General features: G+C 33.0%; 14 protein-coding genes. 6 read left to right on the top strand and 8 right to left on the bottom strand.

The genetic code is table 11. From position 1 onward, the window contains the following. Positions 1-148: 148 nt before the first annotated feature. Positions 149-1,300, top strand: a complete 1,152-nt coding sequence (locus RB619_RS07755) for a HAMP domain-containing sensor histidine kinase (RefSeq protein WP_308096060.1) — start codon at positions 149-151, stop codon at positions 1,298-1,300. Positions 1,301-1,400: 100 nt separating this feature from the next. Here RB619_RS07755 and RB619_RS07750 read toward each other — a convergent pair whose 3' ends face one another. Continuing rightward, positions 1,401-1,790 carry an HIT family protein gene (locus tag RB619_RS07750; RefSeq protein ID WP_308096057.1) on the bottom strand — a complete coding sequence of 130 codons (390 nt, stop codon included), beginning with the start codon at positions 1,788-1,790 and terminating at the stop codon, positions 1,401-1,403. Positions 1,791-1,862: 72 nt separating this feature from the next. Next, on the bottom strand, positions 1,863-2,339 hold the full coding sequence (gene greA, locus RB619_RS07745; protein ID WP_053472608.1) for a transcription elongation factor GreA: 477 nt from the start codon (positions 2,337-2,339) through the stop codon (positions 1,863-1,865). A 155-nt stretch (positions 2,340-2,494) separates the two neighbouring features. Here greA and RB619_RS07740 point away from each other — a divergent pair, with 155 nt between their 5' ends. Further along, the gene (locus RB619_RS07740) at positions 2,495-2,908 is read left to right on the top strand and encodes a hypothetical protein (protein ID WP_155101260.1); all 414 of its coding nucleotides are present in this window, start codon (positions 2,495-2,497) and stop codon (positions 2,906-2,908) included. Positions 2,909-2,953: 45 nt separating this feature from the next. On the opposite strand, the gene RB619_RS07735 is transcribed toward RB619_RS07740, so the two are convergent. From RB619_RS07735 to RB619_RS07715, 5 genes are all read right to left on the bottom strand, one after another. Continuing rightward, a complete protein-coding gene (locus tag RB619_RS07735) occupies positions 2,954-5,104 on the bottom strand; it encodes a TonB-dependent receptor domain-containing protein (protein ID WP_308096051.1) in 2,151 nt (716 codons plus the stop codon). Between the two features lie 269 nt (positions 5,105-5,373). Then, a complete protein-coding gene (arfB, locus tag RB619_RS07730) occupies positions 5,374-5,775 on the bottom strand; it encodes an alternative ribosome rescue aminoacyl-tRNA hydrolase ArfB (protein ID WP_308096049.1) in 402 nt (133 codons plus the stop codon). After that, positions 5,775-7,889, bottom strand: a complete 2,115-nt coding sequence (locus tag RB619_RS07725; protein ID WP_308096046.1) for a DUF4301 family protein — start codon at positions 7,887-7,889, stop codon at positions 5,775-5,777. The genes arfB and RB619_RS07725 overlap by 1 nt, the downstream gene beginning before the upstream one ends. Then, positions 7,850-8,473 (bottom strand): nicotinamide riboside transporter PnuC, encoded by a 624-nt coding sequence (gene pnuC, locus RB619_RS07720; RefSeq protein WP_308096044.1) that lies wholly within the window; start codon positions 8,471-8,473, stop codon positions 7,850-7,852. The genes RB619_RS07725 and pnuC overlap by 40 nt, the downstream gene beginning before the upstream one ends. Positions 8,474-8,496: 23 nt before the next feature. Next, positions 8,497-9,225 carry a geranylgeranylglyceryl/heptaprenylglyceryl phosphate synthase gene (locus RB619_RS07715; RefSeq protein WP_308096041.1) on the bottom strand — a complete coding sequence of 243 codons (729 nt, stop codon included), beginning with the start codon at positions 9,223-9,225 and terminating at the stop codon, positions 8,497-8,499. Positions 9,226-9,318: 93 nt separating this feature from the next. On the opposite strand from RB619_RS07715, the gene RB619_RS07710 reads away from it, so the two are divergent. The 3 genes from RB619_RS07710 (at position 9,319) to RB619_RS07700 (ending at position 10,679) form a co-directional block, all read left to right on the top strand. After that, the gene (locus RB619_RS07710) at positions 9,319-9,915 is read left to right on the top strand and encodes a Crp/Fnr family transcriptional regulator (protein ID WP_308096038.1); all 597 of its coding nucleotides are present in this window, start codon (positions 9,319-9,321) and stop codon (positions 9,913-9,915) included. A gap of 81 nt (positions 9,916-9,996) precedes the next feature. Continuing rightward, the gene (locus tag RB619_RS07705) at positions 9,997-10,284 is read left to right on the top strand and encodes a hypothetical protein (RefSeq protein WP_308096035.1); all 288 of its coding nucleotides are present in this window, start codon (positions 9,997-9,999) and stop codon (positions 10,282-10,284) included. Then, on the top strand, positions 10,281-10,679 hold the full coding sequence (locus RB619_RS07700) for a group III truncated hemoglobin (RefSeq protein ID WP_308096032.1): 399 nt from the start codon (positions 10,281-10,283) through the stop codon (positions 10,677-10,679). The genes RB619_RS07705 and RB619_RS07700 overlap by 4 nt, the downstream gene beginning before the upstream one ends. Before the next feature lie 98 nt (positions 10,680-10,777). Here the strand turns inward: RB619_RS07700 and RB619_RS07695 are convergent, their stop codons facing one another. After that, positions 10,778-11,428, bottom strand: a complete 651-nt coding sequence (locus RB619_RS07695) for a 4'-phosphopantetheinyl transferase superfamily protein (protein ID WP_308096030.1) — start codon at positions 11,426-11,428, stop codon at positions 10,778-10,780. Positions 11,429-11,742: 314 nt separating this feature from the next. Here RB619_RS07695 and ahcY point away from each other — a divergent pair, with 314 nt between their 5' ends. After that, positions 11,743-13,059: an adenosylhomocysteinase gene (gene ahcY / locus RB619_RS07690; RefSeq protein WP_308096028.1), complete on the top strand. Its 1,317-nt coding sequence runs from the start codon at positions 11,743-11,745 to the stop codon at positions 13,057-13,059. Positions 13,060-13,247: the final 188 nt, after the last annotated feature.

The raw sequence follows: 13,247 nt of genomic DNA, 5'->3' as shown, positions 1-13,247 counted from the left end.
TTAACCAAACCTCATTTTGGTAACTGCAAAAGTATAGAAATGGTTTAATTCGAAGAAATAGTTTAAGACATAAAAACAAAAATCTTTAAACAAATGCAAAATATAAAATGCGTTTATTTCGTTATATTTATACCTCAAAAATTAATTTATGCATTTTTCTGAACGCAGAAATACAACTCGCTGGGTTATAATTCTTATTTCCTTTTTAATCATTACATTGATTCTTTGGAACACTTATACTTTTTTCCAAATTTTCAAAAATGAAGAGCGTCTGAAAATGAAGCTTTTTGCCGATGCGCAAATTACAATTGTAAATGCAGATGAAAATACAGATGTCGAACTGCCTCTTCAAATTTTCAGCAACAATACTTCGATTCCAGTGGTATTAATGCTTTATGACAATGTCGTAAGTTCAAAAAATGTTCCTGATGAAATCCTGAATGATAAAAAACAGCTAAAAGCTTTTTTAAAGAATTTAAGCAGTGAAAATGAACCTATAACTTTTGAGTACGCTCCAGGAAAATACCAACATTTGTATTATGGCAATTCGGCTTTGCTTAACAAATTAAAATATTATCCAATTGCTTTATTGCTTATCGTATTTCTCTTTGTTGCTTTGATTTACAACTTTTATAAAAGCACAAAAATGGCTACGCAAAATAAGCTGTGGGCAGGAATGGCAAAAGAAACGGCACATCAAATTGGTACGCCTTTGTCATCCTTAATTGGCTGGATTGAGATTTTAAAAACAGAAGATATTGATTCGTCTATCACTTCAGAAATTGAGAAAGACATCACACGCTTACAGACAATTACCGATCGTTTTTCAAAAATTGGTTCTGTTCCTGTTTTAGAAACGCATGATATTGTTACTGAGACTTTAAACGCTTTTAAATATTTACAATCGCGTTTTTCAAAACAAGTTGCTTTCTCTTATCATACGCCTCAAGACCCTATTATGGTTCAAATAAATCCAATTCTTTACAGTTGGACAATCGAAAATTTGGTAAAAAATGCCATTGATGCCATGAAAGGAAAAGGAAGTTTAGAACTTCAAATTGAACAAGATGTAAATCACGTAAAAATAAATGTAAAAGACTCTGGAACTGGAATACCAAAAAAGCAATTCAAAACCGTTTTTGAAACTGGTTTTACGACCAAAAAACGTGGCTGGGGTTTAGGACTTTCGTTAACTAAAAGAATTGTTGAAGAATACCATAGCGGCAAAATCAAAGTTTTACATTCTGAAATTGGAAAAGGAACTACTTTTCAGATTCAGTTAAATAAAAAAATGCAGTAAAATTAATTACTGCATTTTTTTTATTCTTATTAAAACCAAACTTTGCGGGGCTTCGGCTTCGCTCAGCCTGACAAATAGTTTGCTTTATCTTTCTAATGATTTACAAATTCGCTTGGATACTTTTCGCTAAAGCTTCAAACTCTTCTTGAGAAAGTTTTACTTTGTTTTGAAAGCGCATCTCATCCATATGGTTTAACGGAATCAAGTGCACATGCGTGTGAGGAACTTCTAATCCTACAACTGCAACACCTACTCTTTTGCACGGAACTGTTTTTTCTAAAGCGATTGCTACTTTTTTGGAAAACTTCATCAACCCTAAATACAGCTCATCATCCATATCAAAAATCTTATCGATTTCTTGTTTCGGAATGCAAAGTGTGTGTCCTTTTGCATTTGGGTTAACGTCTAAAAAAGCCAAAAAGTTGTCGTCTTCAGCAACTTTATATGCCGGAATTTCTCCATTTACTATTTTAGTGAATATTGATGCCATTTTTTCTGGTTAATCGTTTAACTGTTTATTCGTTTAACCGATTAAACAGTTAAACGATTAAACTAAAAATATTTAGTCTCTTGAAATTTCTAAAATTTCAAATTTCAAAACACCATTTGGAACCGTGATTTCGGCTACTTCTCCAACTGATTTCCCTAATAAACCTTTTCCAATAGGAGAAGTTACTGAGATTTTTCCAGTTTTCAAATCGGCTTCACTTTCTGCAACAAGTGTATATTTCATTTCCATTCCGTTGCTTTGGTTTTTGATTTTCACATTCGATAAAACCAAAACTTTCGAAACATCTAATTGTGATTCGTCAATTAATCTGGCATTAGAATACACTTCTTCCAGCTTAGCAATTCTCATTTCTAATAAACCTTGTGCTTCTTTTGCTGCATCATATTCTGCGTTCTCAGATAAATCACCTTTATCTCTTGCCTCTGCTATATCTTGAGATGCCTTTGGACGCATTACACTTTTTAAATGCTCCAACTCATCTTTTAATTTTTTTAATCCTTCTGCTGTATAATAAGATACTTTACTCATAACTTCATCGTTTATATAAATACAAAAAATCCCATCGGGACGGGATTTTGTATTACAAATATACTATTATTTTTAATAGTACATAATTATATGTTAATCATATAAAAATCAAAACTAAATATTTTATTTTTGTTTCCTTAATCCTTACTAAAAGAATGAAAAAAATCTGGCTCTTAATCGTCTTTGTTTGTGCACTTTCCGCCTGTAGCGACAGCGAACGCAGCAACAAAAATCCTTACATTCCAAACTACTCTGTAAATTTATCTGTTGACATGAATTTGCCAGCTTATTCGAATTTAAAATTTGTAAGTAATGGAGTCATTGTTCCTAACTTTGGAGCAAAGGGAATTATTGTTTTTAACGCAGGAAGCGGTTACAATGCTTTTGATGCTGCCTGCCCTAATCAGGAACTCACTTCTTGTACAGCAATGACAATTGACGGCATCAACGCAGTCTGTTCTTGCGACAAAACGCAATATAGTTTATTTACTGGCCTTGGAGGAAAAGAATATCCTTTAAAACAATATCGTGTCGAAGTCATAGGATCTGTGATTCACGTTTATAATTAAAATAAAAAAAGCCTGAAAGTTTAAATTTTCAGGCTTTTTTATTTTTTAGAATTTCAAAGTTAATCCGGCTAAGAAATTAATTCCCGCCTGAGGATAATAGTACGGATAAACATCCCACATATATCCGTTTGAAACATATTTTTTATCTAAAATATTGTTCACCATACCTGTGATCATAATAGATTTGAAAACCGATTTTGGCTTTATTTCATAAGATACATTCAAATCGTTTACAAAATAATCCGCCAGTTTTGCCGATGGCAATTCAATATTATTCATGTATTGCTCGCCAACGTATTTTTGCAATAACGAAATATGTAAACTCTGAATTGGACTATATACAATTATATTTCCTGCGATAACTTCTGGAGAATACGCAATTTTAGTTGTTCCGTAATTTTGTCCTTCAACAGCCAAATCAACATTTTTATTGCTGCTTAAAGTAAAGTTTGGTCGAAGAATAAATTGTTCCGAAAGTTTAATTGTAGCATCAAATTCAAATCCTAAACGGTAACTTTTATCCGTATTAGAGCGAATTGGCGCACCAACATCGTCTAATGTTCCAGTTAATATCAACTGATCTTTGTATGCCATGTAATAGAAATTAGAATTCAGCTGGAAGCTTTCCGAATTGAATCTCCAACCTAATTCAAAATCATTCAGTTTTTCTGGTTTTACATTTCCGCCTTCATAATCTGTTCTATTTGGTTCACGATTCGCTCGCGCATATGAAAAGTACAAAGTGTTTTTTTGATTGATTTCGTAGTTCAAACCCGCTTTCGGATTGAAGAAATTGAAGTTGTCATCAACTAAACCTGTTTCAGCACTATTCGCTTTATACTTTACATTTCGATATTGAAGATCTCCGTAGAAACTCAATTTCTCTGTAAACTGATAATTTGCTTTCGCGAAAATATTACCATCAGTTTTTGTTGAAAAATCGTCATAATAATGATCTCCCAATTCTGAGTTTGATGCATATCTCGCCCAAATCACTTTCCCGTAATGATCACCTTCGTATTTATTCCAGCCTCCGCCAAAAATAACATCCAGTTTTTCATCTTTATATTTTAACGAAAAAGTGGTTCCGTAGAAATCATTATCCAACCATTTTTGGCGTACTAAATCTGTTGTCGTGATTGTACCAACGGGATCTAGATTATAATCGGCCATATCAGCATCTTCTTTATAATTTTCGTAATATCCTTTTCCTTTTGTATAGTGAAAAGCTAAATTACTGCTCCATTTATCCGAAAATGATTCGCTCCAATGCAATTGATAATGATCTTGTTTGTAATTATCAGTCTCATTATCGTAAAAACGAACATTTCCAGATTCGTCTGTATACATACCAGCTGAGTTGAAAGTACGATTTTCATTCATCGTTTCGGGATCAATTCCGTTCCAAGATTGATATGTTTTCTCGGTTCCACCAAAAACCAAAGCTTTAATTAAAGTTGTTTTGCCAACATAAGTTCCCTGCAAGAAATAAGATTTCAAATCAGAACTCGCTCGATCAATATAACCATCCGATTTAATTCTAGACAAACGTCCAGCCAATTCGAAATGATCATTTAATAAACCTGTGCTGAATTTTACTGTATTTTTCTGCGAATTAAAACTTCCAAAAGAACTTGAAATTTCGCCATTTGCTTTTGAAGCGTAATTATCTGTCAGCATGTTTAAACTTGCTCCAAAAGCTCCAGAACCGTTTGTAGAAGTTCCAACGCCACGCTGTAATTGCAGACTTTCGACAGAAGAAGCAAAATCAGGCATGTTTACCCAAAAAGTTCCTTGACTTTCAGCATCGTTATACGGAATTCCGTTAATAGTGACATTTACTCTCGTCGCATCGCTTCCACGAACGCGGATACCGCTATAACCTATTCCGTTTCCAGCATCAGAAGTTGTAACTACCGAAGGAAGATAATTCATTAAAGTAGGAATATCTTGTCCAAGATTTCGGTATTTAATTTCTTTTTTATCCATATTACTAAACGTAACTGGAGTTTTTGCAGTAACACGAACAGCTGAAACCAATACATCATCAAGCTGATTTACTTTAGTAGAATCTTGTTCCTGAGAAAAAGAGAAAAGAGAATAGAATAAAGAGAATAGAGTAAAGAAAATAGATTTTTGGTTCAACTTAGAACCTTTGCAACTTAGTACCTTAGTACCTTCAAAAAGTGTTTTCATTCGTAAAAAATTACGAATAAAAGGGGGAATTATTCTTTTGTTAAATTAATAAAATTGTTTCACGACAAAATAAAGTGTGCACGCTCGATAGTGTCGTTTTTTCCCTTAGCAACATTACTCGCTCAGGTTCTTTGGGTATGATCTCAGCTCGTTATTTAGAGCACCCCTTTGAGACAGTGCAAATATAGAAAAGTATTAAGAGAAATGTATAAAGTATTAAGATTTTTCGTTTTTGAAGTTTCTTAATACTTAATTCTAAAATCTTAATACTAAAAATCAGGTTTTCTTCGTGATTGTTTTAAATCAGAAACATTTTTTTTATCCTTAATTCTTTTTTTAATTACAGATTTCGGAACTTTTGTAGCTTTTCTAACCTTCGGAACAAACAATCCTTTTTTGATTATTTCCAAAAAACGTTTTATAACAATATCTTTGTTTTTAAGCTGGCTACGATCTTCGTCGCAATTTAAAATCAGCATATTTTCAGAAGTTAAACGTGCGGCAATATTAGTTTGTAAAAGCAATTTTTCTTCTTCAGACAAGCCTTGTGAAGCATTTAAATCAAAAGACAAAACGACTTTTGAAGAAACCTTGTTCACATTTTGCCCGCCAGCGCCACTGCTTCTAACGGCTTTAAAAGTTAATTCTGATATGATTTTATCGATATCCATTATTGTGGCTGATGCGGAGCTTTCAGTAAATCGTTTACCGTTTTCACCGGATTAAAAGTAATTAACGGAACGGCAACAAAAATAGTCAGCCAGTGCGCCATTGATCCGTTCCATAATCCTGGTAATTCGTAATTTTTAACCGTTTTGCCATCAACGCTTTTCTCAACGATAAAACCTGTTTTTTGATCCACAAAACTCTGCAAATCAAACTTCTCTCCTTTATAATTTTTAATTCCGCAAACTAAATCTACTGGATTAAAGTGAGTTGCTTCAGCTAAAATTTTAGACTGTTTTTTATCTGATAAATCAACTTGAGAAGTTTCGACAATCTGAAGTGATTTTATTCCTTTATCGTTCATTACCCAAAACGGTCCTCCGCCAGGTTCACCTTCATTTTTGACCATTCCGCAAACTCTGATTGGACGATTTAAAAGCTCTTTTATTTTGCTGATTTTATTCTCAAAAGTAAACATCTCAAAATCGCTTGATATCTCAATATTTAGTTCTTCCGACAGAAAAAGAACCATTTCATCTAATTGGCTTTCTCTTATTTTTTCCTGATCAATTGCATTTAAAAAATTGAAAACTTTTTGTTGCGCTTCAATCAAAATTCCTGCCAGTGCTTTTTTGTATAATGTAATTTTATCAATATGATTTTGAATCACATTGTCAATATTTTTAATGAAAATAACATCAGCTTCCAGCGCATTTAAATTCTGAATCAAAGCACCATGTCCACCCGGCCTGAAAATTAGCGCTTCATTTTTATCCCTAACCAATCTATTTTTTGTGTCAACTGCAATTGAGTCTGTTCCAGCATTTTGATAAGAGTAACCAATATTAATTTGAATACCAGAATCCTTCTCCACTTTTTGCTTAAGTACATCAATTTCTTTTTCGAATAATCCTTGATGCGCCTGAGTTACTGTAAAATGGAGATTCGAAACTTTATTTGAAGAAGCATAATGAACGCATTCATTCAAATGTTCTTCAATAGGATTTGCAATATGATCTTTATATTTATGAAAAGGCAAAACTGCTTTTGGTTTATCTGCAAAAGCAAAATAATCCTGAGAAAGCAATGTTTTTATGAAATAGTAATTTTTATAATCGCGTTCTAAATTTTCAAAATCAGGATAAATTGATTTCAGTTTTTTATCAATTGCTTTAAAAAACGGAAACTTATCCATTGCTACAATAAAAATTGAAAGCTCTTTGTCTTTTTGTCTGTTTATGTAAGCGTTTATAGTCTCTTTTTCAATATCGAAATCATTTAAGAAAGCTCTTAAAAACTTAAACATTCTAGTAGCGGCGCCAGAAGCCGGAACGAATTTTTTAATTTTAAGTTTTTCTTTTTGCGAATCAAAAAAAGCAGCTTTTTCTTCAAATTCTGATTCCGAAAAAGCTAAAATTCCGTCTTCAATTGTTGCTGGACTTATTAAGTTACTTTTTGTGATTCCTTTTTTAAAGATTTTCAATTGCTTTAAAACATTATCAAAAGAAATTCCGCGCTCATACAATTGAACAAAATCTTCTGACGAAAAACCACGTTCTTTAGCCATCGCAAGTTCATCAATAATTGCAGTTGCTTTTGCCAAACGGCTTTCTTTATCGCCTGACAATGTTATAAAGGGCTTTCTTGTATCAATTAAAGTTTGCTTAAAAACAGAAAACACTGTTTCTCTTCCGTTTGGAGAGTCTCTAATATCATCTTTTTCCCAAGGAACATCAATATCCGTCAGGAAAAACAAATCGTATTCATGCTCAAGTGCAGCTTCATTTAAAAGCGGATCACAGAAACCATAATACATTTCAGAAAAAACTTTGGTAACCATTAAATTGGTGTCGCAGAACAGGTATTTTTTTGCTTGAGAAAGCTTTTCGTTTTCTAAAGCAGTTTGTCCGTATGCAATTGGCATCATATCATCAGCTACGCAAATATGCTGATTTTCTTCCCATTTTTCCTGCAAATAATCGCGTGCAAATTCAGGAACCCATTCGGTTTCGTAGTAATCTGCAAGCTGTTTTGCTAAAGTTGTTTTTCCCGTGCTTTCAGGACCAAACAAAGCAATTTTTATGATAGTTGTTTTTTGCTGTCTAAGATTTTTCTCCATTCTAAATAAGCTGAAATAGCCAAAATTGTAAAAATTAAATATTGAAGTGACAGCATCCCTAAGCCACGGTAGGCATAAAGAGGCACAACAATTATATCGCCAATAATCCAAAGTGTCCAGTTTTCGATTTTTTTCCTGGCCATGTACCACATTCCCGCAAAAAATATTCCCGATGAAATCATATCGACATAATTGTCTGGATTGATTTTATAATCGAAATATTTATAAATCCCGAAAACTACAAAAACGGTCACAATAAACAGTACGATTCCGATTATTTTTTCATTAAAATTTGTACGAGTAATAGGTAAATTATCTTCAACCGTTCCTCCTCGCGCCCACACATACCAGCCATAAATGCTCATAATTGAAAAATATCCGTTGATAATCATATCGCCAATGTAACCTGCGGCATATAACAGATATACCGAAATTACAGTCGCAATTAATCCTGTTGGATATACCCAAATATTCTCTTTTTTAGCAAACCAAACACTTAAAATTCCGAAGACAAATACCAAAAACTCTAAAGCAATATGCCACAATGGAGCATTTTTGTAACTGTCAAGAAAAAAATCTATCATTTGGTCTGGTTATTTGGTTGTTTTTATGATTCAAAAAAATGACTGTCGTTTTCAAAAGCAGTTCCAATAACTACTAAATCTGCACCTGCTTTGTATGCGTTTTGAATTCCGTGCAAATCTACAATTCCTCCTCCAACAATTATAGGAATTTCTATATTTTGCGAAATTAACTGTATCATTTCCAGCGGTACTGCGTTTTTAGCACCACTTCCGGCCTCTAAATACATTAATTTGTTCCCAAGCATTTCTCCGGCTTGTGCAGTTGCCAAAACCAAATCAAAATTTTCTCGATTCAACGGTTTTGTTTTACTAACGCGTGCTACCGCAGTTTCATTGCCACTTTCGATCAAAATATATCCCGTAGAAATAACCTCTAAATTTGTCTTTTTAAGAATTGGCGCCGCCTGAACCTGATATTCAATCAAATAATCCGGATTTCGGCCAGATAATAACGATAAAAATAAAATTGCATCGGCCTGAGGTGAAATTTGCGAAGGATCGCCTGGAAAAATAATCACAGGCAAATTTGTTTTTTCTTTTAACTGCGCAATTAATTCTTCTAAAATTGTATTTTCAACAATACTTCCTCCCACAAAAATATGCGTAGCCGGAGATTGATTTATTTTAAGTAATAAATGATCTAGATTTTCCAATGCAATTTTATCAGGATCTAGTAAAATGGCCAATAATTTTTGTCCACTTTTCTTAGCATCTAAAATCTGTTGGTGTATATTGAGTAATTTTTGCTCCATAATGGCCGTAAAAGTAAAAAGTTTTTGACGTAGAAGAACTATTTTGAATGAATTATATTTGTACAATCATCACTGATAACCAATGAAAAAATTATGATCACTACATCATTATTAGAAAAATATGGCGCCTTAAAAAAATCCTTCGAAAAAAATGATCTTATTTTTGAAGAAGGAAATTTGCCTACACATTATTACCAAATTATTTCGGGTGAAATTAAAATGAGTAATTATAATGATGACGGACGCGAATTTATTCAAGGTATCTTTTATAAAGATCAATCTTTTGGGGAACCGCCTTTATTTTTAAATCAAAAATATCCTGCGAATGCCATTGCTGTTGAAGACTGCGAAATTTTTCTTCTTCCAAAGCCAACCTTCATGAAACTGCTTGAAGAAAATCCTGTAATAAGCATTAAAATAATCGAAAACCTCGCCCAAAGATTATATTATAAATCTGTTATGGCTGCTGAAATTTCAACTCACGAGCCAGAACATCGAGTTTTAAAATTAATCGATCACGGAATTGCTTATTTTAATTTTAAAAAAGAATCTAATGGCTATCTCATTAATTTTACCCGACAGCAAATTGGTGATTTAACCGGACTGCGTGTCGAAACAGTAATCAGAACAATAAAAAATTTAGAAAAGAAAGGTGAATTAAAGATTATAAACCGAAAAGTATATCGATAAAAAAGTTCTTGTTTTATGATTTTAATCATAAAATGCAATTGTATTGTGCCTGTACCTTTGTGGTATAAAAATCACAATATCATGACACTATATCAATCAACATTCGACATTTTTAATAGAAATTATATGGGTTCTGCTGCAATGGCAGTAATTGGCCAAAGCTGTTTAGGTGGCGCCGCTGCCATGTACGTTTTAGCAAACGGAACTTCTATTCCGCAAATGATTCAGCTTGCAATTATTGTATTAGCTTGTGTATTTGCAAACACTTCAATATTAGCACAAATGAAGCATAAAACAGTTTTTAACTTTATTCTTTTAAGTGGAATATTAAGCGTATTCTTTATACTCTTGAATAGTTTTATTCTATGAAAAAACAAATAGAAAACAGAGCTGATGTTTCTTTTTTAGTACATCAGTTCTATGCTAAAATAAGAGCCGATAAAGAAATCGGCTTTTATTTTAATGAAATGATTACCGATTGGGATGCGCATCTCGAAAAACTGACTGATTTTTGGGAAACTAATTTATTTGCCGTGCGCAAATACAAAGGAAATCCGCATGCTGTTCATAATGAAGTTGACGAGCATTTTGGAAGCAAAATTACAGCAAACGAATTTGGAATTTGGCTGAATTATTGGGCGCAGACATTAGACGAACATTTTGTAGGCGAAAATGTAGAAACGCTAAAACGTCGAGCAAGAAAAATGAGCACTTTTTTATTTGTAAATATGTTTCAGCATCGACAAAAGGAAAGTGAGATTTAATTAGTTTCTTCAATGTTTGCAAGTAAGGTATGTTATTTCGAGGAACGAGAAATCACAAGATTGTGATTGTGACTGCAAACTGCCACTGCGACTAAAAACTATTTTTCAAACGCATAAACCAAAGTAAAAGTTCCTTCAAAATTATCTGATTTAACTTCTTGATACTGCACATTAAAATCTTTTACCAAATCATCAAAATGGAGACTTGCCTGCGTTTGAGTTTTATCTAACGAAAAATCTTCAACCTGAATATGGTCTTTAAAACTGATTCCTTTTTCATTTCTAATTTTAAAGATTGCTTCTTTAGCGCCCCAAATTACAGTTAGTTTTTTAATATATTCTGCTGTAAATTCTGGTTGTAAATAACTGCATTCAAAGTCAGTAAATTTATCTGCAATTCGCTGAATCTTTTCGCGTTGCAATTCCATGTCAATCCCAACAGTTTCATGACTTATAATAATTGCTGCAAAATGGTACGAATGTGTTATTGAAATATAATTATGGCAATCGAAATAAGGTTTTCCAAATTCGTCATAATGCAAATCTTTATCTGTAAAACCCATTTCCTGAATCAGCATACGAACACTCAAAAAAGCACGCTGATGCATTTGCGATTTCATTCCGTCTAGTCTCTTTTGTGTTTTTTCTTTCAACACAACTTTACTCAACAATTCTTCTAGAGATTCTGTTATTTCCCAAATTAAAATTTTTGTCGTTTCGTTGAACTGTATGATCTGAAATAAAGGCATTCTTTTTAATTGTAAATTATGAATGGTTAATTATAAATATGGGTGGCACATTTTAAACCATATATGTCATTTAAGAAAATATAACTGTTGGCTCAAAAATGTATTAGTAAATATAAGCAATTCAGTGCAAAGGTAATAGTTTCAGAATCTTTTTAAATGAACTTACATCGCTTATATGGTTTAAAAACGATTCCTAAACTAACATTCTAAAGATTAAGAATTTAAAGATTTCACAAATCTTAGAGAAAGTAGTAAAAATAAAAAGCTATTCCTTAAATTTGCAAAAAATTTACAATTATACAAATATAATATAAATGAGTACATCGACTACGCCTTATGTGGCTTTCAAAGTAAAAGACATTTCTCTAGCGGCTTGGGGAAGAAAAGAAATTGAATTAGCAGAAGCTGAAATGCCAGGTTTAATGGCGCTTCGTGCTGAATATAAAGACGAACAACCTCTTAAAGGTGCTCGTATCGCTGGATGTTTGCACATGACAATTCAAACTGCTGTTTTGATTGAAACTTTAATTGCTCTTGGTGCTGAGGTTACTTGGTCTTCTTGCAACATTTTCTCTACTCAAGATCAGGCTGCTGCTGCTATTGCTGCTGCTGGAATTTCAGTATATGCTTGGAAAGGTCTAGACGAAGAATCATTTGACTGGTGTATTGAGCAGACTTTATTCTTTGGTGAAGACAGAAAACCATTGAACATGATTCTTGATGATGGTGGAGATTTGACTAACATGGTTATTGATCGTTACCCAGAATTAGTTGCTGGAATTAAAGGTCTTTCTGAAGAAACTACAACTGGTGTTCACAGACTTTACGAAAGAGTAAAAGCTGGAACTCTTCCAATGCCTGCAATCAATATTAATGACTCTGTTACTAAATCTAAATTTGATAACAAATACGGTTGTAAAGAATCTGCTGTAGATGCTGTACGTCGTGCAACTGACTTAATGTTAGCTGGAAAAAGAGTTGTAGTTTGCGGATACGGTGATGTTGGAAAAGGAACCGCTGCTTCTTTCAGAGGTGCAGGTTCTATTGTAACTGTTACTGAAATCGATCCAATTTGTGCTCTACAAGCTGCAATGGACGGTTATGAAGTTAAAAAATTAAACACTGTAATTGCTAATGCTGATATCATCATTACAACTACAGGAAATAAAGATATCGTTCTTGGAGAGCACTTCGAGCAAATGAAAGACAAAACTGTTGTTTGTAACATTGGTCACTTCGATAACGAAATTGATATGGCTTGGTTAAACAAAAACCACGGTGCATCTAAAATCGAAATCAAACCTCAGGTTGACAAATACAACATCGCTGGAAAAGATATCATCATCTTGGCTGAAGGTCGTTTAGTAAACCTTGGTTGTGCTACAGGTCACCCAAGTTTTGTAATGAGTAACTCATTTACAAACCAAACTTTGGCTCAAATCGAATTATGGAACAATAGTGCTGCTTACAACAATGACGTTTACATGTTGCCAAAACATTTAGATGAAAAAGTTGCTGCTTTACACTTAGCTAAATTAGGCGTTGAACTTGAAGTTTTAAGAGAAGATCAAGCTGCTTACATTGGTGTTGAAGTTCAAGGTCCATTCAAACCAGAATACTACAGATATTAATCTATTTTAGATTTCAGTCCCGAGGCTTCGGGATAGATTTCTGATTTTTTAGAAATATATTTCAAACCCGACAGGTTTTAAAAACCTGTCGGGTTTTCTATTTTTAAGTAATAAATAAAATGTCTTTTTCGATACAGAATAAAGATTTCTTTCAAAAAATATGCTTTTCTAAGAATAACTCCTTAATT

Origin of the sequence: Flavobacterium sp. LHD-80, from assembly GCF_030929605.1 — a bacterium.
In the GTDB taxonomy this organism is placed as follows: domain Bacteria; phylum Bacteroidota; class Bacteroidia; order Flavobacteriales; family Flavobacteriaceae; genus Flavobacterium.
The sequence above is the reverse complement of the archived record's forward strand: the minus strand, read 5'-3'. Positions and strand labels throughout refer to the sequence as shown.

Excerpts from the sequence above, each read along its gene's own strand:
- RB619_RS07705 (WP_308096035.1), top strand. The coding sequence starts at position 9,997 with ATGACACTATATCAATCAACATTCGACATTTTTAATAGAAATTATATG.
- RB619_RS07725 (WP_308096046.1), bottom strand. The coding sequence starts at position 7,889 with ATGGAGAAAAATCTTAGACAGCAAAAAACAACTATCATAAAAATTGCT.
- arfB (WP_308096049.1), bottom strand. The coding sequence starts at position 5,775 with ATGGATATCGATAAAATCATATCAGAATTAACTTTTAAAGCCGTTAGA.
- RB619_RS07695 (WP_308096030.1), bottom strand. The coding sequence starts at position 11,428 with ATGCCTTTATTTCAGATCATACAGTTCAACGAAACGACAAAAATTTTA.
- greA (WP_053472608.1), bottom strand. The coding sequence starts at position 2,339 with ATGAGTAAAGTATCTTATTATACAGCAGAAGGATTAAAAAAATTAAAA.
- RB619_RS07700 (WP_308096032.1), top strand. The coding sequence starts at position 10,281 with ATGAAAAAACAAATAGAAAACAGAGCTGATGTTTCTTTTTTAGTACAT.
- pnuC (WP_308096044.1), bottom strand. The coding sequence starts at position 8,473 with ATGATAGATTTTTTTCTTGACAGTTACAAAAATGCTCCATTGTGGCAT.
- ahcY (WP_308096028.1), top strand. The coding sequence starts at position 11,743 with ATGAGTACATCGACTACGCCTTATGTGGCTTTCAAAGTAAAAGACATT.
- RB619_RS07750 (WP_308096057.1), bottom strand. The coding sequence starts at position 1,790 with ATGGCATCAATATTCACTAAAATAGTAAATGGAGAAATTCCGGCATAT.
- RB619_RS07715 (WP_308096041.1), bottom strand. The coding sequence starts at position 9,225 with ATGGAGCAAAAATTACTCAATATACACCAACAGATTTTAGATGCTAAG.
- RB619_RS07710 (WP_308096038.1), top strand. The coding sequence starts at position 9,319 with ATGATCACTACATCATTATTAGAAAAATATGGCGCCTTAAAAAAATCC.
- RB619_RS07755 (WP_308096060.1), top strand. The coding sequence starts at position 149 with ATGCATTTTTCTGAACGCAGAAATACAACTCGCTGGGTTATAATTCTT.
- RB619_RS07735 (WP_308096051.1), bottom strand. The coding sequence starts at position 5,104 with ATGAAAACACTTTTTGAAGGTACTAAGGTACTAAGTTGCAAAGGTTCT.
- RB619_RS07740 (WP_155101260.1), top strand. The coding sequence starts at position 2,495 with ATGAAAAAAATCTGGCTCTTAATCGTCTTTGTTTGTGCACTTTCCGCC.